The sequence below is a fragment of the Myxococcales bacterium genome, assembly GCA_016703425.1.
Lineage (GTDB): Bacteria > Myxococcota_A > Polyangia > Polyangiales > Polyangiaceae > JADJCA01.
On sequence record JADJCA010000001.1, the window covers coordinates 593420 to 615811 of the forward strand.

Genomic DNA, 22392 nt, shown 5'->3' on the forward strand with positions numbered 1-22392 from the left:
CAGAGCCATCCACAGTTCGCCGGCCCCGCGCTTCCTGGCGTCGCCCCCCGCTCCCCGCCGATGCCGTGGCGCGCCCCATGGGGCTTGGGCCACGCCGCCGTCCAGACGGCCTTTGCGGCGATCCCGCTCCTCTCGCCACGCCTCGCTTCAACACTCCTGCGGGTGCCCGTGGCCGGCGGCGCCGTGCACGTGCACGTCACCTGGCGCGCTGCGAGCGTGCGCGCGCGTGCTCCCGTCGCCCTCATCGTTCACGGCATCGGCGGCTCAAGCAAGAACGTCTACGTGCGACGCGCTGCCGCGCAGCTGCTCGGTGGCGGTTATCACGTGGCGCGCATGGACATGCGCGGCGCGGGCGAAAGCGTGCATGATGCACCAAGCCTCTATCACGCGGGACTCACCAGCGACGTTGCCGCCGCCGTGGCCGCGCTCGCGGAGGACCCCCGGGCATCGAGCGTCGTCCTCGTGGGCTTCAGCCTTGGCGGGCAGGTCGTCTTGCGACTCCTCGGCGAGTGGGCCGACCACGCGCCTTCCGCCGTGGTCGCGGCGCTCGCGGTCTCGGCCCCACTGGACCTCGCGCTGTCCTCGCGACTTTTCGAACGCCCAGCCCTTTGGCCGTACCGGCGCTATGTCGTCAAACACTTGCTCCTTCAGGCGCGCGCGTTCCAGGAGTCGCGCCCCAAAGAGGCCCAACGCCTCCGCCTCGGCGCCCTTTCGGCCGGCTCGACGATTCGCGCCTACGATTCGGCCGTGGTGGTACCGCTGCACGGCTTCGCCGACGCCGACGACTACTACCGGTCGGCGAGCGCGGGGCCGCTGCTACCGTCGGTGCGGGTGCCGACCTTGGTGCTCCACGCCGCCGACGACCCGATGGTGCCGCTCTCGAGCGTGCTCCCGTCGCTCGACCACGCCTCCAAGGCCGTCGAGGTCGCCATCAGTCGCGGTGGCGGCCACGTCGGTTGGGCGGAAGGCGTCACGGCCGCAGCCTTTTCGAACCACTGGCCGCTGCGCGTCGCGCGGGCGTTCCTGTCTAGACACAACGTGGCCTGAGGCCACCGTGTCCGAACGGCGCTAGCGCCCAAGCTGCATGGACTCATCGGCCGCCACGACGACATGTTCGAGGGCGCCGAGACCATCGATCTCAAGCACGATGCGATCGCCAACCTTAAGCCACTGATTGTCGGTGATCTTCGAGCCGTTCAGCTCGAGGAAGCAGCCGGTGCCGCAGGTCCCCGAACCGATGACCTCACCGGGCCCTGCCCACACGGAGTCGGTCACGCGCTCGAGAATCTGCGCGAAGGTCCAGTTCATGTCGCGCACGTTGCCTCGCGAGACGACCACGCCGTTGACCGTGGCGCGCATCTCGAGATCGAAGACCAGCCCACGCTCGGTCTTGGTCGCGCGCGGCAAGAGCTCGTCGAGGGTGACGAGCCACGGCCCGAGGCCCGTCGCGAAGTCCTTGCCCTTGGCGGGGCCGAGCGACAGCTTCATCTCGTCCATCTGAAGGACGCGCGCGGAGAAGTCGTTCATGATGGTGAGCCCGAAGATGAGCTCGTCGGCGCGCGAAGCGGGGACGTTCTTTCCGCGCTTTCCCAGGACGACCGCCGCTTCCAGCTCGAAGTCCAGACGCTCCGCTTGGCGCTTTTGCACCAAGAGTTCGCCCGGTCCGATGACCGATTGGTGGTTCGTGAAATAGAAGACCGGGAACTGATCGAACTCGGGGATCATCTCGAGTCCGCGGTTGCGGCGTGCCGTCTCGACGTGCTGGCGGAAGGCGTAGCCGTCGCGCATGGACGGCGGACGCGGCACCGGGGCGAGGAGCTTGGTCGACGAGAGCGGCCGCGCGAGGTCGACGGGCAGGCTCCCGTCCGCGAATCGAGCCAGGAGCTCGTCGGCGAGCGGCCGCACCACGGCGGCGTGCTCAATGAAGCCCAGGATTCCGTGCCCGGCCTTCTCGCGGACAGCCGCGACCTGGCCGGTGCCGCCTTTTTCACGGTCGAGCCACAAAAGGCCGCTTTCGAGGTCGATGACGAACGTGGCCGGACCCTTCGCGTCGTGAGCGACGATTCCGCCGCGCTCGCTCCCTTGGCCCTGATCGAACGTGACGAGCTTCATGGCCCGCTTCTACCATGGGTCGCATGCGCTTTTCGCCACTGCGATGGGTCCCCGAAGGCGCCATCGGCATCCTTCACGAGGTCGGGCGGCATCTCCTAAGGCGGCCCGTCGTGGGAATCGCTGCGGCGGCGACGACGGCCGACGGTCGCTACCTGCTGATTCGCCGCGGCGACACGGGTACGTGGGCGTTGCCCGGCGGCACGTTGGAGTGGGGCGAGACGCTAAGGAACGCCCTTCCACGAGAACTGGAAGAGGAGGCCGGCGTCGTTCAATGCGATTTCGGGGGCGTCGTCGGGGTTTACTCGGCCCCGCACCGCGACCCACGCTTTCATGCCGTGACGATCGTCGTTCGGTGCGAGGTGGACGAGCCACGCAAAGCGCCAAAAAACCCGCTCGAAATCCTTCAGGTCGGCCTCTTTCGAGCCGCAGACATTCCGCGGCCGCTGGCCATGGGCATGGATGCGATGCTCGACGCGGCGATGGCGGGCCGAAGCGGCGACTGGGAATGAGGCGGCGGCGAGGGAGACGCGAGGTGCGACACTCGAACACCCAACGGGCCCCGTCGTCGGGGTAGGCTGGCCGCGTTTCTCGTGCGTTTCTGCGCCGCATCAAGCGTCTTGGGTATCGGATAGATCGAGTGGCGGCTTCGGCCGTAGGGAGTGGGAAACATGGAACGCATCGGCGAATACCTGGTCCGGCGCATGCTCGGCGAAGGTGGCATGGGCAAGGTCTATGAGGCCGAGGAACGACTGAGCGGCCGGCGCGTCGCGCTCAAGGTTCTGAAGCCCGAGCTCGCCCGGAGCGAAGATGGCCGACGGCTGTTCTTGAGCGAGATGCAGATCCTCGCGCACCTGGAGCACCCGGCCGTGGTGCGGAGCCTCGCGTCCTTCGAACACGAGGGCCAGCTCGTGCTCGTCCTTGAGTACCTCGAGGGCAAGACGCTCCGCGACGTCTTGCGCGAAAGACCGCGTCTGCCCTGGACCGAGGCCGTCGAGATCGCGTGCCGCATCGCCGAAGGTCTCGACGCCGCGCCCCACCAAGAGCCATCCATCGTGCACCGCGACCTCAAGCCAGAGAACGTGATGGTTCTCCCGAGCGGCTCGCTCAAGGTGATGGACTTTGGTATCGCGAAGGTGCTCGCGGCAGCCCAGGCGACCCACACGCAGAGCCTCGGGACGCTCCAGTACATGAGCCCCGAGCAAATCGACGCTCGCCCCATCGATGCGCGAACGGATCTCTATGCGCTCGGCCTTGTGCTCTACGAGATGTTGTCGGGCAACCCTCCCTTTGTCTCGTCATCGCCGCGGGAGCTCCTGAACCTCCAGTGCACCGCGGAGCCGCCGGCGCTGCCCGACGACGTTCGCCGGTCGCTGCCCCGCGGCGTCGACGCCGTCTGGCGCTCACTTCTCGCGAAGCGGGCTGAAGATCGCCCCCCGTCGGCCCGCGACGTCATCGAACGGCTGGCGCCCTTTCGGGCTGCAGACGACGCCATCTTGGCCCCCGCGAAGACGGTAACGCAGGCGGCGGCCCCCGACGACAAGCCACCGGCGACGCAACGCATGGACGGCGCGCCGGCTCCGAAGACCGACACCCAGAAGAGCGGCGCTCCGCCCGTGGTGAACGCGTCGAGGGAGCCTTCGCCCACGCCCCGAGCCGACACCATCGCGCTCCTCGAACGCAAGACCGCCGCGTCGGACCTCTCGACACCGCGAGCCCTGCTGTTCATCGTTGGGCTCTCACTGTTCGCCGGCATCGCGACCTACCTCGCGCGCATGCAAGCGCAGGGCGGTGGCCCCGAGCCGGCGCGCTCCGCGGTGTTGCCACCGCCGCCGCGCTAACCCTCGAGGCGAGCCATGGCTGCGGAGACGCTCGAACGCGTGACGCTTTCCGAGGCAGCGGGGATCCCGCTGCCCGCCGGCGAGCTCCGCCTTTCCGCGGGCGCCTCAGGCCCCCGCGTGGGCACGCTCGGGGACCGTGAGGTCGAGCTCCTGCGTGTCGCACCGGGACACGAGAGCGCCGCACGCCGCCTCGTCGCCCTGGGCGCCGCCGGTGTTGGTGGCGTCGTCGCGGGCGGCGTGACGGCTGACGGCGAGCTCGTCGTCGTGCGGAGGCGCCCTTTGCGCACCGCTTCGGACTTGGCCGCCGGCGAACGCCTGCCTCCGGCCCGGGCGCTGGCGCTCACGCGCCAATTCGCGCTCGCGTTGGCGACGCTTGAAGAGGCATCGCTCAGCGCCGGAACGCTCCGCCCCATCGACTGCGTACTCGACGACGACGGTTGGCTCCTCGCCGACGGCCTCGTTCGCGCGCTCCTTGGACAAGCGGCGACGACCGCGCTGGGAACACAACCCTCGCCGCGGTGGACGCCGCCGGAGCAGGCCGACGGTGCGTCGTGGAACGCGGCAGCCAACCGCTACGTCCTCGGGCTCATTGCCTACCGGCTCTTAGCTGGCGAACATCCGTTCTCGGGCGCTGGCCTAAGGCACGCGCACGCCACCCGAGAGCCGCCCCCCTTCGAAGAGAGCGTCCTAAGCACCCTGCGCCCCGGCGTTCAGGCCTTCGTCCTCTCGCTCCTTCATCCCAACGCCGAACAGCGCCCAGCGAGCGCGCGGCTCGTGCTCAAGGCCGTCGAGACGTTACTCGACCGCGGCGTCACCGCGCGGGAGGGCGCAGCGCCCGAGCGGCGAGCCGCGACGCCGGTGCGCGCGCAACCGTCGGAACAGCCATCGCGGCCATCGGCGGAGCCCGCACCGCCCGCGCGTCGACAGCGCGCTGCTTGGTCCCGCAGCGTAGCGACGCTTATCCTCTTCGCCAGCGCCGTCGTAGTGCTCGCGGTCTGGTGGTTTGCGCCGCGAGGCGATGCGCAAGCGGCGCGCTCGCTCGTCGCGACGCGTTCACCAATCGCCGGCCGCTCGGCGCAAACATGTGCCCCGTGCCACGCGAGAGAGGTCGCCGAGTGGCGTCGCTCGGTGATGGGGTTCGCCGCCAAGAGTCCGCTGTACCTGGCACTCGAGAGTGCGGTTGAAGAGCAAGTGGGGCAAGACGCGCGTTGCCCCGGTGGCGCGGGGATCCTCAGGAAGCAAGGCGCCGGTGCGTGTTTCGACCCCGCGAGCTCCGTCGCCGTCACGGGCAGCGGCGGCGAACACTGGTGCGTGCATTGCCACGCTCCCCTCGACCAGCTCGCGTCGACGGTTCCACCGTGGAACGGCGCCGACGTCGCGGCGCGCGGAGGACGAAAGCCCCTTGGTGAGCTGTTCTCATCGGAGGCGGCGGAAGGCATCACGTGCGTCGCGTGCCACACGTCGGTGGGCCCCGTGGAGGCCCACGCCCAGAGGCGGCGCGGCGACCAACGCGGCGGCCGGACTGGCGATCGATACGAAGGCAATCCCACGTGGACCTCCACGCAGACGGGCGTGACGTTCCCGGCGCGCCCCGAGGACGCGCTCGGCTTGGCCGGCATCTCCAACAGCGGGTACCGGCTCGAGCCACGGTCTCTCTTCATCGACACCGTCACGGCTACCGGTCCGATGGTCCACGCCGCGCAAGAGCGCGGAGCCCGTGCCTACCTCCGCTCCAGCGAGTTCTGCGGGGCGTGCCACGACGTGCGGCTCTTTGGCACCGACGTCGTCGGGGTCCGCGAGCGCGGCGAGCACTTCAAACGCCTGCGCAACGCCTATTCCGAGTGGAGCGCTTGGTCCAAGGCCGAAGAGCGCGCCGGAAAGCGCGCTGCGAGCTGCCAAGACTGCCACATGAGCACGTTCCCCGGCGTGTGCCAGGCCGGTGCGCCGCGGAGCGACGAGAAGAGCGAGTCCTGCCCTCCCGGGACCGGCTTCGTCGCGCGTGCGCCGGGAGCGTTCGGACGAAGCGCGAGCCACTACTTCACCGGGGTTGAAGTCCCGATGGCCGACTCCTTCCCAGCAAACGACGCCGACGATCGTTCCCTCGACAGCGACGGCGTGCCCATCGGCCTCCGTGCGCGCCGGGACCTGCTCCTCAGAAACACCTTCACGCTGAAGTTCGGGAGCGCCCGCGCCTCCGGCGGGCGTCTGGAATTGCCCCTGGAGATCACCAACGTCGGCGCCGGCCATCGCGTACCCGCAGGCTTCAGTCAGGAGCGCGAGTTCTGGATCGAGCTCCGGGTGCTCGATGCGCGCGGTCAGACGGTCTACGAGGTCGGCCGTGTGGACCGGCCCGACGAGGATCTCGCCGACAAGCGGTTCCTGCGCGTCACGACGACGGAAGGGGCGCGGGATGGTCGCGGCCGACCGCTCGGCATGTTTGGGGCCGACGTCGCCGACGGCCCCGACGTCGGCCGTTGGTCACCGGATCCCTCCCGCGGCGGCACGGAGTTTCGCGGACAGGGCCTGATCAATTTTCAGAACGGCTTCCTCAGGTGCGTACGGTGCATCGGCTCGGTGGCGAACGACGGCTCGTGCACGCCACTCCCAGGCCAAGAGGGCACGCGCGCCGCGCGCCTCGAGGACGGCGACTACGACGCCGACACGGGCCAATGCCGCTCCAACATGTTCGGCGGTCACGAGCTCTTCGAGACCTATTTTCCCGTGGGCTCGCTCGACGCCGATCGCGGCGTACTTCGCGCGCCTGACGCCATCATCGACACGCGCTCAGCGCCGCCCGGCGTTCCGCTGCGCTACACGTACGCGCTGAACAACGTGGGGCAGAGGCCGCTACCTCTTCGTGCTGAGGCAAGGCTTCGGTTCCGAGCGTTCCCGCCGTTCTTGCTCCGCGCGTTCGTCGCCTACGAGCGAGGACGCGCCGCGCGGGGTGATCGCCGCGCCGGCCCACAGATGGACGAAGGCATGGTGAAGAAGCTCGAGATCATCGACATCGCGAACGCGAGCACTGAGATCCGGTGACACTCGCCAACGTCGTATGGGACGCGCCCGCGCTTCGTGGCCTCGACGACCGCGCCCGCGGCGATCTCGCCTTGGTGGCGAACCGGCGGACGCTCGAAGGAGGCGCCGAGCTCTTTCGCGCGGGCGACGCGGCCGATCACGTGTTCGTCGTGGAGGAAGGCACGGTGCTCGTCAAGGACGGCACCGGCCGGCTCTTGCGCCGCGTGATGCAGGGCGAAGGCCTCGGTGAAGAAGCGTTGGTCTTCACCTTTGGGGCGCGCCTCGCGTCGGCCGTGGCGGACGGACGCGCCGTCGTCGTCGGCCTGCCGGCCGCGCTGCTTCGGCGTGTGTGGCTCCGCGCCGGCAGCGGCGGCCACGCCGCCAAGATCACGCGAGCCCTTACGCGCCAGGCGATGCGCGACACGCTGACGGTGACCGTGCCTTCGCTTCGAAGCGAGGAGGTCGAACTGCTGCTCGATGCGTCGCGCCTCCTCGAAGTGTCGCGCGGCGACGTCATCTTGCGCGGCGACGAGCGTCGCCCGTCGCTCTACATCGTCGCGGGTGGCCTCGTGCAATTCGAGACCGAGGGAGACGGGCCAAAGGGATACGCGTCGGCGCAGGACGTCTTCACCACGGGCGCGCGCGCTGTCGCGGCGCGTCCAACGTGGCTGATTCGGCTTGAGGACGCCGCCCTCGCCCCCAAAGCGCTCGTCGACGTGGCGGAGCGAGGCGCGCGGGACCGCGCTGACGGTGGGGCCCGCGTCGAAGACTTGGGCCGCCTCGTCGAGGGCCGGTCGCTCCTGTTGCTCGACGGCGACGCTTGCGTTCGCTGCGGCCACTGCGCCTCGGCGTGCGCCGACGCTCACGTCGATGGCTTGAGCCGAATCCTGCGCGCGGGCCCCATCGTGTCGCTCGCGGTCATGCCCCAGGCGATTCTCGCTTCGAGCTGCGAGCACTGCCGAACGCCCGCGTGCTTGCCGGCCTGCCCAACGGGAGCGATCCAGCGGAGCGAAGACGGACGCGTCGATCTTCGTCCCGAGCTCTGCACCGGATGCGGCAGCTGCGCGAAGGCCTGCCCCTGGGACAACCTTGCCCTGGCGCCGAGGCCCGGCGGCAAGGGCGCCGAGCCCGGCACCAGCGCGGACGTCGCCATCAAGTGCGATCTGTGCGCTGGAACTGGCCACGGGCCCGCCTGCGTGAGCGCGTGCCCAACGGGCGCGCTCATCCGCATCGATGGCCCCACGTCGCTGACCGCTGCGCCCATGGAGCGCGATGAACGCCCCGTCCTCAAGGCCGCCGCCGTCACGGCGCTCGTCGCGCTCGCGTTGGTGTTCCTCGGCGGCGCCGTGCGCGCCGCGCGCGTGCCCCTGGGCGTCGCGGCCGCCCTCGGTCTTGCCGTTCTGATGGCCTACGGCGCGCTCAAACGTCGCGCCGGAGTGCGACGCGTGCTCCGCCTTCCGGCGGCGACGGGGCAGGGGACAGCCAGAGACCGCTACCTGGCGCACGTCGCCATCGGTGTCGCAACCTTCGCCGCCGCGCTGGGTCACGCGCAGGGCTCCAGTCGCTCCACCACGTTGGCCCGAGCGACGCTCTTTGCGCTCTTCGCGGCGACGGCGAGCGGGGCCTTCGGTGCCCTTGTGTATCGCGCCCTACCACCACGGCTCTCGCGACTCGCCGGGCGAGAGTGGCTTCCGGAGACCGGCGCGGCGGAGGCGAAGCGCCTAGGCGAGCGCACCTTCGCAGAGCTCTCAGGACGTACCGAGCTCGTAAAGACCCTCTTTGCGCGCGTCCTCGATCCGTATCGGCGCTCGCCCTTCGTCCTGCTGCGACTCCTTACGACCAACGCCACCTTGGCCCGCGAAGTCGAGACCCTCGAGGGCCGAATCGAAGGACTCCTCGAGGGACGGGGGAAGGACAAACGTGAGGGGCTCGATCGACTCGTTCGCGCCGTGGCCGAAGAGGCATGCTTCCGAGCCGCGCGCGTGGCCCTCTTCGCGCTCACGGCGTGGCCCGCCGCGCACGTCGTCGCGGCGGTCGTCGTCGCTCTCTTGTGCATCGCTCACGGCGTCACGGAGGGCCTTGCACGATGACGCTCCGTGGCCGTTCGAGAAGCGCGCGCCGATACCAGGTGATGAGCGATCTCGTGACCCCGCGGGCGTTGCTCGTCGCGTCCCTCGCCGCCGCCGGCGCGACGGGCATTGGCCTCGCGCTGGCACCATCGGGATCGCTCGCGACGCCGGGCCCGCTCTCGGCGCCCCACACGAAGGCCAACGTGGCTTGTGCGAAGTGTCACGGTCGCGCCGAGTCGACGAGCCCCACGGCGCGCATCGAGGAACTAACGACGCTCTCCTGCATCGGTTGCCACGGCGCGCATGATCTTCGGCGAGGCCACAAGGGCGCGCTGGAGCAAGGCAAACTCGGCTGCGCCACGTGCCATCCGGCCCACGCGTCGGAGACGGTCACCTTCCTAGGCAACGGCAAGGCCCGTCACGCGACCCCCACGGGAACCAGCGAGGTGGCGGCGCCGCCCATCGCAAAGGGCGTCACCGTGCCCATCCTTCGCGCCGATCGTTGCGTGGGCTGCCACGACGCCGCGCGCCGAGGCGACCCGCTCGCACCGTGCGTGGACACCTCCGGCCGGACGAGCCCAGCGCTCGTCGTTCGCTGCCTCGCAGAACACGGTGAGTCGGGACGCGCGGCTGGCCGCGGCGTCTGCGAGGGGCAGCACCAGCCCGCGCGCTTCGCTGCGCAAGACGCCGCCGTCGCCATCGCTGCGGGGGCTACGCTTTCCGCGCGGCGACCCGTACTGGGGCTCGCCGGCTGGCTCTTTCTGGGCCCCTTGGCCATTGGCCTTGCGTCGTACGTCGGCGTTCGCATGGCGAAGCGTCGCTCCGCAAAGAGCGCCGAGCCACACCGGGCGCCGGCGGCGCAGAGGAGGCGACTGCCGGTCATCGACGCGAGCCGCTGTTTGGGCTGCTACGCTTGCGTCGACGCGTGCGCCTTCGACGTGCTCGCCATCGAACGCTACGTCGCGAAAGTTGCCCGCCCAGAAGCCTGCTGCAGCGCGACGACGTGCGAGACCGCATGCCCGAACGGCTCGCTGGTGATGAAAGACGTGAACGACCTCGCCGCCGCGGAGCCATGGGTAAGCGAGTCGCTCGAGCGCGAAGGAACACCGGGCGTGTTCTTGGCCGGCGACATCACCGGCGTGCCGCTCATCCGCAACGCCGTACTGCAAGGCCGGCAGGCCATCGACGCCATCGCCAAGAGCAAGCGACGCGCATCGTCGGGCCCTACTGTCGATGCCGATGTGGTCATCGTGGGCGCGGGCCCCGCGGGTCTCGCAGCATCTCTGCGCGCCGAGGAGGCGGGCCTTACGTACGTCACGCTCGAGCAAGGCGTGATCGCGGCAAGCCTCAAGAGCTTCCCTCGCGGCAAGCTCGTTTTCGACGCGCCCCTCGACTTGCCGCTCGAAGGCCAGCTTGCGGTGCGAGAGTGCACCAAGGAGGAGCTCGTGGCTCACTGGATGCGTATCGTGCGCACGAGGCGCCCCCGCATCCTCGAAGAGCACCGCGTGGTGCACGCGGAGCGCACCGGTGACGTGTTCACGATCGTCTACGAGCGCAAGGACGCGAGCCGAGGCCAACTCCGCGCCCTCGCGCTCCTCGTCGCCGTCGGGCAACGCGGCACGCCGCGGCGCCTCGACGCGCACATCGACGCGTCCGCGGAATCGCGCGTCCTCGATGCGCTCTACGACGCCCGTTCACTGATGGGCCGGCGCGTGCTCATCGTCGGCCTCGGCGACGTCGCCATGGAGGCCGCGCAGGCGCTCGCGCACCAACCGGGCACGGAAGTCACCGTGGTCCACCGGGGCGCGGGCTTTGCGCGAGGTCGCGAGAAGAACGTCACGGAGGTCCAAGGCCTCGTCATGGCGGGCCGCGTCCACCTCCTCCTGGAGAGCCAGGTCACGCGAATTGCCGACGCCGGAAGCGCGTTGGCCGTTACGGTTCTTGGCAAGGGCGGGGCCCAAGCGCTTGAGGTCGACGTCGTCCTCTCGCTCATCGGCGGCACGCCCTCGCGCGCCTTCTTGTCGGCGCTCTCGCCGCCATCGTCGCGGAACGCCCCCGAAAATTCGTGACCGCAGCCCCGCCGCCAACCCGTTAGATCGTTCCCGCACCTGGCCCGTCCAACCCCTCCATGAAACACACGGCCGTCGCCCTTTGGACCCTTGTCGGTGTCGCCCTCAGCTCAGCAGGGGCCTTTGCCGTGCCCCTCCCCGCCAACGCGGACCGTCCGACGGCCGATCCGATCGTAATCAGGCCCCAGGGGGACGACATGTCGCAGTTTTCGGGAGGCAAGACGTTGCTCCTCGACGCGCGCCTGGGCCACAAGGCGCTGCCGACCACGGGAGGCGAGACCTTCGTCTTCGCGTCGGTCGCCGGTCGCGACGAGTCCTCGCGCGCTGTCGCCGCGCCGCTCAACTTGGGCATCGTCATCGACCGGTCTGGCTCCATGAAGGGTCAACGCATCGTCAACGCGCTCGCCGCGGCGACGGGCACCATCGACCGCATGCGCGACGGCGACCTCGTCTCCGTCGTGAGCTTTGACGACTCGGCACAGGTCGTTGTCCCGCCGACGCGCATCTCTTCGTCGACGCGTGGCTCGGTGGTCTCGGCCATTCAGTCGATTCGCCTCGGCGGCGACACGTGCATCTCCTGCGGCCTCGACACGGCGATGAACGAACTGATGCGCGCCGGCGACTCGCGCGGCATCACGAAGATGCTCCTCCTCTCGGACGGCGCCGCCAACCAAGGCGTTCGCGACGTCTCGGGCCTCCGGCAGATCGCCGGGCGCATGCGCGATCGCGGCTGCAACATCTCGACCATCGGCGTTGACGTCGACTTCGACGAGAAGATCATGAGCGCCATCGCGACAGAGTCGAACGGTCGCCACCACTTCGTGGCCAACGCGTCGGAGCTGACGAACGTCTTCAATCAGGAGTTTGACTCGCTTCTGGCGACGGTGGCTCGCGAGGCGGAGCTCGAAATCGAGCTCGCGCCGGGCGTCGAGCCGGTGCAGGTCTTCGATCGCTCGCATCGGCGCTCCGGCCAACGCATCACGGTGCCGTTCGGTACCTTCAGCGCCAAGCAAGAGAAGACGGTCCTCCTCAAGGTCCGCGTGTCGGAGTCCCTCGCGCGCAGCGACAACCAGCCGATCGCGCGGCTCCGCCTCGCCTACGAGGACGCGGCGACGGGCCGCTTCGGCCGGGAGGAGACGCAAGGCGCCCTGGCCGCTCGCGTGTCGCGGTCAGCGTCCCTCGATGACCTCGACCCGTTCGTGGCGGCGCGCCTCTCGCGTAGCCTCACCGCGACCGCGCTCACGGAGGCCAACTCGCTCTTCGAGCGCGGCTTCGCCGAAGAAGCGCGCAAGCGCCTCACGAGCCAAGCCGATGAGGTCGGGCGCGTCGCGTCACGCGCGAAGACCGCAGCTCCGGCCGCCGCGAAGCCCGTGACGGCGGCGCGGCCGCTCGCCGATGACTTCGAGCAGCAGCTCGACGCCGTGCGGTCTGCCGAATCGAGCTTCGGCTCGGCGGCGGTGGGCGGCGCGGCAGCAGCTCCCGCGAAGCGCGAGGGCAAAGCGCAAGTCAGGACGAACCAAGCGAACGCCCAGTCGTTCGGGTTCTGACGCTGGCGGGAGCGGAGGCGGGTGGTGCCTGACTTTCGCCGACTCCTTCGCGAATCCACGAGAGGGAAGTAACCTCCGACGGTGGCCGAGCCCATCGACCTTCTGCCTCCGCCGCCCGACGGCGCGCGCATCACGACGACGCGCGGGCACACGAGACCCCGAGCCATCGCTTGGTTCGGGTTCTCGTCGTTCTGGGGCCACATGCGGCACCTGGTGGCGGCCGCCATCGCCACGGAGAACGTCGATTCCCGCAAGTGGATGGTGCCCGATGAACCCATCGAGCTGACAGAGCGCATCCTCGAGCTCCTGGAAGCAGCAGGAACCGCCCGCGACGCCTCGACCTTGCTCCAAGCGCTCGGGCGCGATCTGTGGCTCGACTTTGTGGCCGACACCGGCGACGACGTCAGCGTCAGCGAGCGCGTGGCCCAGCTCGTCACGGGGACGTACCGGAAGGACAAGGACCTAATCCTGCCGCGCGGCGACGTCCTGATGTTCGGCGGCGACACCGCGTACCCGGTGGCGACGGTGCGCGAGATCACGAGGCGCGTACTTGACCCGTGGAACCGCGTCTTCGAAGCCGCCGATGACCAGAAGAGGCGCGTGTTGCTCGCCATCCCCGGCAACCACGACTGGTACGACGGTCTCGACGGCTTCGCGCGCCTCTTTCAAGCGCCCTGCGCTTTCGAGGGAGAGCGGAGCGCCGACGAGGCGCTTCACCCAAGGACGAGCGAGTTCCCGCTGCTCGACTGGGCCGAAGCCTTCACTCGCGGTGAGGCGCGCCACAAGCCAGGCGCGCTCGCGTTCTTCGGCTACGTCGCGGTGCAGAGCGCGAGCTACTTTCGCATCCCTTTGGGGCCCGGCCTCGAGCTCTTCGCTGTCGATCGGCAGCTTCGACAGATCGACGAGCGACAGAAAGCCTACTTCGACTTTCCTCGCACACGCGCGCGCATCCTCTTTCTCCCCGATCCGGCCCGCGCGTGGGGCGAAACGCGGCCCACCGGAGCACAAGTCCTAAAGGAGCTCGCCATCGACGCGAACCAGTCGCCAACGCTCCTGGTTTCTGGCGACGTCCACCACTACGAGCGCTCCGAAGAGGGGCCCAGCGTCCACGTCGTCGCGGGCGGCGGCGGCGCCTTTCTCCACGGCGCGCGCGTCGCAAAGAACGGCCTCTACAAGATGCTCGCCGAGTTTCCGGGGCCGAAGGCGTCGGCCCGATACCTGACGGAGCTCCCGCTCTTCGTGGCCACAGGACGCGCAGGCCTCGTGCTGACGAGCGTCTTGGCCTTCGCCAACTTCCTCGCGCTCCGGGCAACCTTCCGTTGGGAGCGCGAGACGATGCTCGCCGTCGCGACGTCGATCGTGGTGGCCTTTGCCGTCGGCGCGGCGCTCCTCGTGGGCTGGCGCCGCCACCGCATGGGAAGAGTCGTTCCCTTCGCCATCCTGACGGGAGCCATCATTGGCCTCTTGCCGCTCGGTTTAGGGGTCGTCGCCGATCGGGTTGCGGTATCGGCGCTCGGCGAGTCGCTCGGCGGGCGTCTCGGCAGCTTCACGCTCGCGTGGGCCCTCGCGACCTTCGTGAGCGGGTTGGCCTTCGGGACCATGCTCGCGCTCATCGCCCGCCTCGGGTTGAATCACGCGCAACCCTTTGCAGCGTTGGGCATCCCGACCTACAAGCACTTTGTGCGGTTTCGCTTTCGCGCCGAAAACGACGAAACGAAGGTCGACGGCTACGTCATCGGCCTCGTTGATCCGCTGAGCGACGGGGCCAGGCCCGTCCTCGTCGACGAGTTCCATTTCTCGTCGCGGCGCGGCGCCACCACGGAGCCGCGGCCGTCGTGAGTCGCAAGAAGAAGCTCCTCTGGCTCGCGCCGCTGCTCGCGCCAGCGCTTGTCGGTCTCTGGCTCTATGGGCGGAGCCGCGGACCTCACCCCTGCGACGAGCCAAGGGATCTACCGGTCCCCGGCCGCGACGTCGTCGCGTGCGCCGAGCGCTACGTCCTCGATCAATGGTTCACGACGGCGTGGGGCAAGTTCGGCCCCCTTGATGCGGAGCCGAACGGCACAGGCTCTTGGTTTGATCTGGTGGGAAAGCACCGGGGAACACTGCGGCCGCTGCTCGAAAGCTTGTGCACGCACGCGAAGGATCCGCAGGGCGCCTTGGGTCACACGGCGCTCTTCGCACCGGCGGGCGGAGGCCAGGAATGCCGCGCCGTCTCCGTCACCCCACTCTTGGGTCCGTCGATGAAGGCCGAGAGCTGCGACTCGGTTCGCGCCAAGTCGACCTGCCACGAACGCGCCGCCGCCGTCGCTCGATGAGTTCGCCGGCGCGACGGCTCAGCGTGTCGCCGTCGCCGTCGCCGTCCAGATGGAGCCGTCGTCGAGCGTGCCGTTCATCGCGATCTTCAGCGCCGCGGAGCCGTTCGTATCGACCTTCGTGAAGGTTTGAAACTCCCAGAGGGCCGTCTTCCCAGCGGCCGTGCAGGGCGCCTCCACAGCCATCCGGTCCGGTCCGTTGCTGCGCAACGTAAACTCCGTGGTCGCGTTCGCGCCGGCCTTCAAGAGCCACGGGGCGCCGCCGTCGCACTGTTGAATCTGCGACGCCTTCTTCGGGCCATCGCCTGCGTCGAGCTCGACCGAGTCGAGCGTCTTGATGGCCTTGCCGGTGCCGTTCTTCACGGTGACGGTAAACCGCAGCACCGAGGTCGCGTGTTTTGACGAAGCCTGCTCGAGACTCACCTCGCCAGCGACGGCAGTTCCCGCCGCGTCGGACGAGCACGCCGGGACAGCGAAGAGGAGCGACAGGGCGAACGCGAGGGAAGGGAGGCGCATCGGCGCCGTTATAGGAGATTTTCCCGCGTCGATCCTCCCTAAGCGGCGGAAGCAGCGCCGGGCCGGATGTGCCGCTCGCCGGGTGCACACCTAGCGAATCTTGCCCTTCGAAGGGCCCCTGGGCGCCGTTGCTGCCAGGCCTGGACAGATGTACCGTACCGAGGTGTCCTTCGGGAAGAAACTCGGCCGCCTCACGCTTGGAGCGGTGCAGGAGCCACCGAAGGCCAGGAGCAGGCCGGCCGCCAATCTTCCGCCGGTCGGCGGCGCCGACGCGCCCCTCCCTGCGCGCGTCCTGCTCGACGACCTCCGCGCGAAGATGGACGCGATCCTCTCGCGTGCGCCCGTCACCCGGGCGCCCGCCACGCTCGACGCGCCCGAGCTCCCCTTCGTGACCGAGGTCACCGCGCTCGGCGACCTGCATCGGCGGGTCGTGCGCTTTCCACTCTCGCATCGGGTGGGGCACAAGAGCGTCGGCCCCGCGCACTCCGCCGATGCCGAACTGCTCGCGCTCCTGGCCCTTGATCCATCCATCGCTCGGGCGTCGCCGGCCGGCGCCCTCTACCTCGACACAGAGACCACGGGCCTCGCCGGCGGCGCGGGCACGGTGGCCTTCCTCGTGGGCCTTGCGTTCTTCGACGAGGGCGCGCTCGTCGTCGAACAGCTCTTGGTGCGGGCGCTCGGCGAAGAAGCCCCGATGCTCGAGCACGTCCGAAAGCGCGTTCTCGGCGCGTCGATGCTCGTGAGCTTCAACGGCAAGAGCTTCGACATGCCGCTACTCCGAACGCGCTTTGTCATGGCCCGCACCACGGCGCCGCCGGAGCCCGCGCACCTCGACCTCGTCCACGTGGCGAGGCGCATCCACAAGCGGCGCGGGTTTCCTTGCCGCCTCGTGACCATCGAGGAGCGCGTCCTCGGATTCCAACGCATCGACGACGTCCCCTCGGGCGAAGTCTCCGCCTGTTACCTGCACTTTCTCCGTACCGGAGAAACGGGTGCGCTGCTCGGCGTCATCGAGCACAACTTGCACGACGTCGTCACCATGGCGGCGCTCGTGGGCCTCTACGGCGAGCCGCTCGCGGGCAGCGAGCTCGTCCCGGATGATCTCGCCGGCGCGTCGCGCGTGCTTTCGCGGGCCGGCGCCAAGGACGCGGCGCGCGCCTTCGCCGATCGGGCGATCGAAGAGGGCGGCGGGGCCGACGCCCTGCGCGCGAGCGCGGAGATCGCGAAAGCGCGAGGCGATCGCGCGAGGGCGCTAAAGGACTTTCAAGCGGCCTTGGAGCGTGAGGACGATCCGAAAGTGCGCCTCGAGCTCGCGAAGCTCTACGAACATCACGAAAGGGATCTTGAGCGCGCCCTTGAGCTCACGCTGCGGGGCACCTCCGAGGCGCCGGAGGCTGAGTCGAAGCGCAAGCGCCGCCTTCATGCCAAGCTAGAAGCCAAGAGCCGTCGCGCCGAGGCCAGCGCCCCCTTGTTCGCGAGGCGTAAGTAGCTCGGGTCCCAGAGCGGGAGTGCGCAGCGACGACCACCGCCTCGGCGCGCGAACAAAAGTGCTCGTCCCGCCAAGGGCCGGGACCTGGTAAAACGCTGTTCGACGATCGCCCTCGCTTCCGCGAGGCGACCGCGAGGAGCACGCCGTGAACGAGCCCGAACGTTACGAGCCTTCCGCCATCGAACACGTCTGGCAGAAGTACTGGGAAGCGAACGACACCTTCCGCACCGAGCGCCGCGCTGGCCGCCCCAAGTATTACGTCCTCGACATGTTCCCGTACCCGTCGGGCTCGGGCCTCCATGTGGGCCACCCCGAGGGCTACACGGCGACGGACATCCTCGCGCGCTACAAGCGCATGAAGGGCTTCGACGTGCTCCACCCGATGGGCTGGGACGCCTTTGGTCTGCCGGCCGAGCAGCACGCCATCAACACGGGCACCCATCCGCGCGAGACGACGCTCAAGAACATCGGCACCTTCCGTCGCCAGCTCAAGATGCTCGGCTTCTCGTACGACTGGTCCCGTGAGGTCGACACGACGGATCCGAAGTACGTCAAATGGACCCAGTGGATCTTCCTCCAGCTCTTCAAGAAGGGCCTCGCGCAGCAGGCCGAGATTCCCGTCAATTGGTGCGCCGAGCTGGGCACCGTCTTGGCCAACGAAGAGGTCATCGATGGCAAGAGCGAGCGCGGCAACTTCCCCGTGGAGCGTCTCCCGCTCCGCCAGTGGCAGCTCAAGATCACCCAATACGCCGACCGCCTCGATGCCGATCTCGCGGGCCTCGATTGGCCCGAGACCAAGCTCAAGCAGCACCACTGGATCGGTCGAAGCGAGGGCGCCCTCGCAGACTTTGCCGTCGAAGGTCACTCCGGCAACAAGGACGGCAAGAAGATCACCGTCTTTACGACGCGCGTCGACACGCTCCCGGGCGTGACCTACTGCGTCCTCGCACCGGAGCACCCGCTCACGATGGAGCTCGTGAGCCCGGCGCAGCGTGAGGCCGTGGCGAAATACGTCGAGGAGGCCAAGCGCAAGAGCGACATGGATCGCTCCGACCTCTCGAAGTCGAAGAGCGGCGTGGCCCTCGGCGCGTCGGTCATCAATCCGCTGAACGGCGAGACGGTCCCCTTGTGGGTCGGCGACTACGTCATCGGCCACTACGGCACCGGCGCCGTCATGGCCGTGCCGGCCCACGACGAGCGCGATCACGCGTTCGCGAAGCAATACGGGCTGCCCATCCTGCAAGTGGTGGCGCCCTGGGGCGGAGGCAAAGTCGACGTGCAGACGTCGGCATTCACCGACGACGGCCTCGCCTACGAAGTGAAGAGCGACCTGCCCATCGCGAACGGAACGCCGAGCGAGAACGTTCGCAAACAGATCACCGCGTGGCTCAAGGAGCAGGGCAGGGGTGAGTCGAAAGTCACCTACCGCCTCCGCGACTGGGTCTTCTCGCGGCAGCGCTATTGGGGCGAGCCGTTCCCCATCTATTTCCCCGTCGAGACCAGCGGCGATCCGCGCAAGGACGGCGTCGCGTTCACCATTCGCTACGACCAGCCCATCGCGGTCGACGAGTCCGAGCTGCCGCTGCTCTTGCCTGACATGGAAGACTTCAAGCCCACCGGCGATCCGGAAGGGCCGCTCGCGCGCGCCAAGGACTGGCGCTTCTTCCAGCGCGACGGCAAGTGGTTCGCGCGCGAGACCAACACGATGCCGCAGTGGGCTGGCTCCTGCTGGTACTACCTCCGCTACATCGATCCGAACAACGACGCGGCCATCTTCTCGAAGGACGCCTACGACGCGTGGATGCCCGTCGACCTCTACGTGGGCGGCGCCGAGCACGCGGTCCTGCACCTGCTCTACGCGCGCTTCTGGCACAAGGTGCTCTTCGATCTGGGCATCGTGAAGCACGACGAGCCCTTCACCAAGCTCGTGCACCAAGGGCTCATCCTCGGTGAAGACGGCCAGAAAATGGCCAAGTCGCGCGGCAACGTCATCAACCCCGACGACATCGTGAAGGGCTTCGGCGCCGACGCCTTCCGCCTCTACGAGATGTTCATGGGGCCGCTCGAGCAAATGAAGCCGTGGCAAACAAGCGGCATCGAGGGCGTGCGCCGCTTCCTCGATCGCGTCTGGAACGTTTGCATCGGAGCCGCGCTCACCGACGAGTGCGACAAGGAGACGAAGAAGCTCCTCCACAAGACCATCAAGAAGGTCGGCGAGGACATCGAGCAACTCCGCTTCAACACGTGCATCAGCGCCATGATGATCCTGGTGAAACACCTGGGTGCGCTGCCCGCCGTTCCCCGCGAGGCCGCTCACGCCCTCGCGCTGATTCTGTCGCCGTTCTCGCCCCACATCGGCGAAGAGATCTGGAAGCGGTTCGGCCACGACAAGTCGCTGGCCTACGAGCCGTGGCCCGCCTTCGACGCCGAGCTCGTCAAGGACGATGTCATCGCCATTGGCGTCCAGATCAACGGCAAGGTTCGCTCGTCGGTCGAGTTGCCCGTCAACGCCGACGAGGCGGCCGCGCGCGCGATGGCGACGAGCGATCCGAAGCTCGTGCCGCACTTGGAAGGCAAGACCATCAAGAAGGTCATCTACGTGCCCGGCAAGATCCTCAACTTCATCGTCGGATGACCATGACGAGCGGCGCCGTGATTCGAGGCGCACAAGCACGGGCGACGGCGCGGCTCGTCCCATGGCTGCTGCTCGGGAGCGCGCTGGCGAGCGCGTCGTGCGGCTACCGGCCGCTTCACGCCGCGGCGCCCGAGGGCGAGGCGCTCGCCGTGGTCGTCACGCGGACACTCGTTACACCCGTCAGCGCCGCCGACGAGGTGGCGGCGGGCGTCCGCGACGCCTTGGCCGAAAGCTCTCTCCTTCGGCCCGGCGGGGACTACCCCCGCGTCGAGGTGGAGGTGCTTCGAATCGACCAGGAGAGCGACGGCATCGCCGGCGAGGGCCAGAAGCCGCTCGCGCGAGGCCTGCGCGTCGGGGTCGTCGCGCGCGCCCTCGTGCGCGCGCGCGAGGGCGACCCGGCGGTCCGCGACACGGGCGATCTCCGGGCGTTTACCGTTATCGGCGCCGAGACCGCCTCGGGAATGCCCGCGACCCTCGATTTTGAGCGCGGCGTCCACGCCGCCGCGCGCGAAGCCGGGAAAAAGCTCGGGGCGAGGCTCGTGGGACACCCCGCCGTCTCGGAGTGAGTTTTGCCGCTATGAACGCGGCGGTCCTGTCATTGCAGGGAACTTCCAGGTTTCCCCGCGACTCGTGATAACGTCCTCGGTCGTAAGAAAAGCTCCGAGGTCGCGTTCGTGGCGAAGGTCGCAAGCAAAGAGAAGCCGCAAGCAGTCAAACCAACCGTGACCACCATCACGGTCGGCTGTGCGGGCTTTCCCGTGCCGGCCACCCGCTATTTCAAGGAGTTCGCCTTCGTCGAAGTCCAAGACACGCACGTCGCGTTGCCAGGCACGGGCACCATTCGCCGCTGGAAGCGCGAGGCGCCACCGGGCTTCGTGTTCTCGCTCTTGGCGCCCAAAGAGATCGGCCAAGAGGGCTACCGCGAGGGCAAGGTCACCGAGAGCGCCCTAAAGAGCCTCACCGAGGTGGCCAAAGAGCTCGACGCGACGATGGCCATCTTCGTGGCGCCGCCCGAGTTTGCGTCGAATCGCGCCAACAAGGCGATGCTCAAGACGTTCCTCGAGAGCCTCCGAAAGAAGTTCGGCCGCATCGTCTGGGAGCCGCCGCCCACGTGGGACCCCGATGACGCGTCGGATTTGGCGCAAGAGGCGGGCGCGACGGCGGCCCGCGATCCCTTGCATCACGGCTCGCACGGCGGGACCTTCGGCTATTACCGATTGCCCGGGCCCGCGGGCCACAAGAGCCGCTACGAAGATCCGGCCATCGAAAAGATCGCCAAGGTCGCGTCCGAAGCCGACCACAAGGAGGCGATCTACGTGTTCACCAACGTGGACATGTTCGCCGACGCGAAGCGGCTCCGAAAGCTGCTCAAGATCTAGCTTCGGGCTCTGTCGTTGGGCACCCCCGTCAGTGGGCGACGCCACAATAGAAAACGGGCGCCCCTTTTGGGAGCGCCCGTTCGTGTTTCACGCGCGTCAGGTGCCTGCCCTGACACGGGCGAAGTCAGTTGCTCGTCAGTTGCCCGGTCAGTTGCACTGAGCCGAGCAGTTCGTCACGAGGCAGTTGTTTGACGCCTCGAACTTGGTGACCGACGCGGCGTGCGCCGTCTTGCAGTCCGCGACGCAGGTCGCCACGGCGCTGCCGGCGTCGCCGGAGCCGGCGTCGGCGTCGAGGCAAGCTTGCGCGCAGTTGTTGAGCTCGATGCAGTCGTTGTCGTCAACGCACGCGTTCACGACCGCGCAGCACTTGCTCGTCGCGCAGTTGTCGCAGGCAGCGCTGCCGAGGTCGGCCCCGAGCACGCAAGAGCCACCCGAGTCGCCGCCACCACCGCCGTCGCCCGTCGTGGTGCTGCCGTCGCCGGTGCTGGTGCTCGTCTCGCTCTTCGTGCCGCCGTCCGACGACGAGCTCGTACCCGAGCTGTCCGTGGTGACGGTACAGGCCACGAAACCAACGCTGGCCACGGCGGCCAACCCAAGCAAACCCAAAAGCTTCGTCATGATGTGTCCCTTTCCTATGTGATGAACCAGGAGACGATCGCGCGTGTCGATCGGTCCGTCAATTTCCTTAGAAGCCGCACTCGACCTTGCAGCTCGCGCCGGTGCACGTCGCGAGGGCCTCCGAAGCCGTCTTGCCGGCGGGCCTGTCGGCCGAACACTTGGCGCCACACGCGGCGTCGGCGCAGCCGAGGACGCAGCCCGTGTAGACGTCGCAATCGCTGCCGGCTGCGCACGCGGCTTGTTGACTGGCGCAGCGGGCGCTGGTGCAGCCGGAGCAGTCGAGCGGGACCTGCGCGTCGGGCGCCGGCGCCGCGGCGTCCTCGTCGGTGGGCGCGAGGCAAGAGGTCGGCTGGCATTGGGCCTTGCACGTTCCGCACGAGCGCTCGGCATCGCACGTGTAGAGCGCCGTGTATTCCTTTTGACCGGCCGGGTGACTCTCGAAGCAGGAGTTCACGCACGCCTGATCGCAGCCGACCTTGGTCGCGCACTGGTAGATGGCGAGGCACTCAGAAGACGCCTGGCAAACGGCGTGTTGACCGCTGCAGCCTTGGAAGAGGCAACCGTTGCACGCCAAGTTGGTCGGCGCACCGGTCGCGCTCGGCGTGGGCGACGCGGCCTCGCGGCTGCCCGCGTCAAAGTTGAAAGGGATCGGGTCGCCTTCGCTGATGGTGAGCGTGCAGGCGCCCAGCGACACGCCGATCAGGGCCGCGCCCGCGAGCAGGCCAAGGAACGGTGCGCGCGAGCGCTCGAAGTGGGCGGATTGATGTCGATTCAAGAAAATGCCTCAAGGGCC

17 protein-coding genes are annotated in these 22392 nt (G+C 68.7%); 13 read left to right on the forward strand and 4 right to left on the reverse strand.

Annotation, left to right across the window (positions count from 1 at the left end):
* Window positions 1-60: 60 nt before the first annotated feature.
* Window positions 61-1047 (forward strand): alpha/beta fold hydrolase, encoded by a 987-nt coding sequence (locus IPG50_02535; protein ID MBK6691073.1) that lies wholly within the window; start codon window positions 61-63, stop codon window positions 1045-1047.
* Window positions 1048-1068: 21 nt separating this feature from the next.
* On the opposite strand, the gene IPG50_02540 is transcribed toward IPG50_02535, so the two are convergent.
* Window positions 1069-2112: a fumarylacetoacetate hydrolase family protein gene (locus IPG50_02540; GenBank protein MBK6691074.1), complete on the reverse strand. Its 1044-nt coding sequence runs from the start codon at window positions 2110-2112 to the stop codon at window positions 1069-1071.
* A 23-nt stretch (window positions 2113-2135) separates the two neighbouring features.
* On the opposite strand from IPG50_02540, the gene IPG50_02545 reads away from it, so the two are divergent.
* The 8 genes from IPG50_02545 (at window position 2136) to IPG50_02580 (ending at window position 14965) form a co-directional block, all read left to right on the forward strand.
* A complete protein-coding gene (locus IPG50_02545) occupies window positions 2136-2621 on the forward strand; it encodes an NUDIX hydrolase (protein ID MBK6691075.1) in 486 nt (161 codons plus the stop codon).
* Window positions 2622-2780: 159 nt separating this feature from the next.
* Entirely contained in the window at window positions 2781-3950 is a 1170-nt protein-coding gene (locus IPG50_02550; protein MBK6691076.1) for a protein kinase, read from the forward strand.
* A 15-nt stretch (window positions 3951-3965) separates the two neighbouring features.
* The gene (locus tag IPG50_02555) at window positions 3966-6986 is read left to right on the forward strand and encodes a hypothetical protein (GenBank protein MBK6691077.1); all 3021 of its coding nucleotides are present in this window, start codon (window positions 3966-3968) and stop codon (window positions 6984-6986) included.
* Window positions 6983-9055: a cyclic nucleotide-binding domain-containing protein gene (locus IPG50_02560; protein MBK6691078.1), complete on the forward strand. Its 2073-nt coding sequence runs from the start codon at window positions 6983-6985 to the stop codon at window positions 9053-9055. The genes IPG50_02555 and IPG50_02560 overlap by 4 nt, the downstream gene beginning before the upstream one ends.
* Window positions 9052-11103: an NAD(P)-binding domain-containing protein gene (locus IPG50_02565; protein MBK6691079.1), complete on the forward strand. Its 2052-nt coding sequence runs from the start codon at window positions 9052-9054 to the stop codon at window positions 11101-11103. Before IPG50_02560 ends, IPG50_02565 begins: the two co-directional genes overlap by 4 nt.
* A 197-nt stretch (window positions 11104-11300) precedes the next feature.
* Window positions 11301-12650 (forward strand): VWA domain-containing protein, encoded by a 1350-nt coding sequence (locus IPG50_02570; protein MBK6691080.1) that lies wholly within the window; start codon window positions 11301-11303, stop codon window positions 12648-12650.
* 81 nt (window positions 12651-12731) lie between these two features.
* Window positions 12732-14489, forward strand: a complete 1758-nt coding sequence (locus tag IPG50_02575) for a hypothetical protein (protein MBK6691081.1) — start codon at window positions 12732-12734, stop codon at window positions 14487-14489.
* Window positions 14486-14965: a hypothetical protein gene (locus IPG50_02580; GenBank protein MBK6691082.1), complete on the forward strand. Its 480-nt coding sequence runs from the start codon at window positions 14486-14488 to the stop codon at window positions 14963-14965. The genes IPG50_02575 and IPG50_02580 overlap by 4 nt, the downstream gene beginning before the upstream one ends.
* 18 nt (window positions 14966-14983) lie before the next feature.
* Here the strand turns inward: IPG50_02580 and IPG50_02585 are convergent, their stop codons facing one another.
* Complete coding sequence (locus tag IPG50_02585; protein ID MBK6691083.1) at window positions 14984-15478, reverse strand: hypothetical protein; 495 nt, start codon at window positions 15476-15478, stop codon at window positions 14984-14986.
* Between the two features lie 148 nt (window positions 15479-15626).
* On the opposite strand from IPG50_02585, the gene IPG50_02590 reads away from it, so the two are divergent.
* The 4 genes from IPG50_02590 to IPG50_02605 all read left to right on the forward strand — a co-directional run bounded on the left by IPG50_02590 (window position 15627) and on the right by IPG50_02605 (window position 20981).
* On the forward strand, window positions 15627-16967 hold the full coding sequence (locus IPG50_02590; protein MBK6691084.1) for a ribonuclease H-like domain-containing protein: 1341 nt from the start codon (window positions 15627-15629) through the stop codon (window positions 16965-16967).
* 145 nt (window positions 16968-17112) lie between these two features.
* On the forward strand, window positions 17113-19602 hold the full coding sequence (locus IPG50_02595; protein MBK6691085.1) for a leucine--tRNA ligase: 2490 nt from the start codon (window positions 17113-17115) through the stop codon (window positions 19600-19602).
* Between the two features lie 2 nt (window positions 19603-19604).
* A complete protein-coding gene (locus IPG50_02600) occupies window positions 19605-20168 on the forward strand; it encodes a hypothetical protein (protein ID MBK6691086.1) in 564 nt (187 codons plus the stop codon).
* A gap of 165 nt (window positions 20169-20333) precedes the next feature.
* Window positions 20334-20981, forward strand: coding sequence for a DUF72 domain-containing protein (locus tag IPG50_02605; GenBank protein MBK6691087.1), 648 nt, complete (start codon window positions 20334-20336; stop codon window positions 20979-20981).
* 147 nt (window positions 20982-21128) lie between these two features.
* Here IPG50_02605 and IPG50_02610 read toward each other — a convergent pair whose 3' ends face one another.
* Both IPG50_02610 and IPG50_02615 read right to left on the reverse strand, forming a co-directional pair.
* Window positions 21129-21599: a hypothetical protein gene (locus tag IPG50_02610; GenBank protein MBK6691088.1), complete on the reverse strand. Its 471-nt coding sequence runs from the start codon at window positions 21597-21599 to the stop codon at window positions 21129-21131.
* 67 nt (window positions 21600-21666) lie between these two features.
* Entirely contained in the window at window positions 21667-22374 is a 708-nt protein-coding gene (locus IPG50_02615; protein MBK6691089.1) for a hypothetical protein, read from the reverse strand.
* Between the last annotated feature and the right edge of the window lie 18 nt (window positions 22375-22392).

Coding starts and splice junctions, on each gene's coding strand:
- IPG50_02545 (MBK6691075.1), top strand. CDS start 2,136: ATGCGCTTTTCGCCACTGCGATGGGTCCCCGAAGGCGCCATCGGCATC.
- IPG50_02570 (MBK6691080.1), top strand. CDS start 11,301: ATGTCGCAGTTTTCGGGAGGCAAGACGTTGCTCCTCGACGCGCGCCTG.
- IPG50_02555 (MBK6691077.1), top strand. CDS start 3,966: ATGGCTGCGGAGACGCTCGAACGCGTGACGCTTTCCGAGGCAGCGGGG.
- IPG50_02540 (MBK6691074.1), bottom strand. CDS start 2,112: ATGAAGCTCGTCACGTTCGATCAGGGCCAAGGGAGCGAGCGCGGCGGA.
- IPG50_02590 (MBK6691084.1), top strand. CDS start 15,627: ATGTACCGTACCGAGGTGTCCTTCGGGAAGAAACTCGGCCGCCTCACG.
- IPG50_02600 (MBK6691086.1), top strand. CDS start 19,605: ATGACGAGCGGCGCCGTGATTCGAGGCGCACAAGCACGGGCGACGGCG.
- IPG50_02610 (MBK6691088.1), bottom strand. CDS start 21,599: ATGACGAAGCTTTTGGGTTTGCTTGGGTTGGCCGCCGTGGCCAGCGTT.
- IPG50_02535 (MBK6691073.1), top strand. CDS start 61: ATGCCGTGGCGCGCCCCATGGGGCTTGGGCCACGCCGCCGTCCAGACG.
- IPG50_02550 (MBK6691076.1), top strand. CDS start 2,781: ATGGAACGCATCGGCGAATACCTGGTCCGGCGCATGCTCGGCGAAGGT.
- IPG50_02585 (MBK6691083.1), bottom strand. CDS start 15,478: ATGCGCCTCCCTTCCCTCGCGTTCGCCCTGTCGCTCCTCTTCGCTGTC.
- IPG50_02565 (MBK6691079.1), top strand. CDS start 9,052: ATGACGCTCCGTGGCCGTTCGAGAAGCGCGCGCCGATACCAGGTGATG.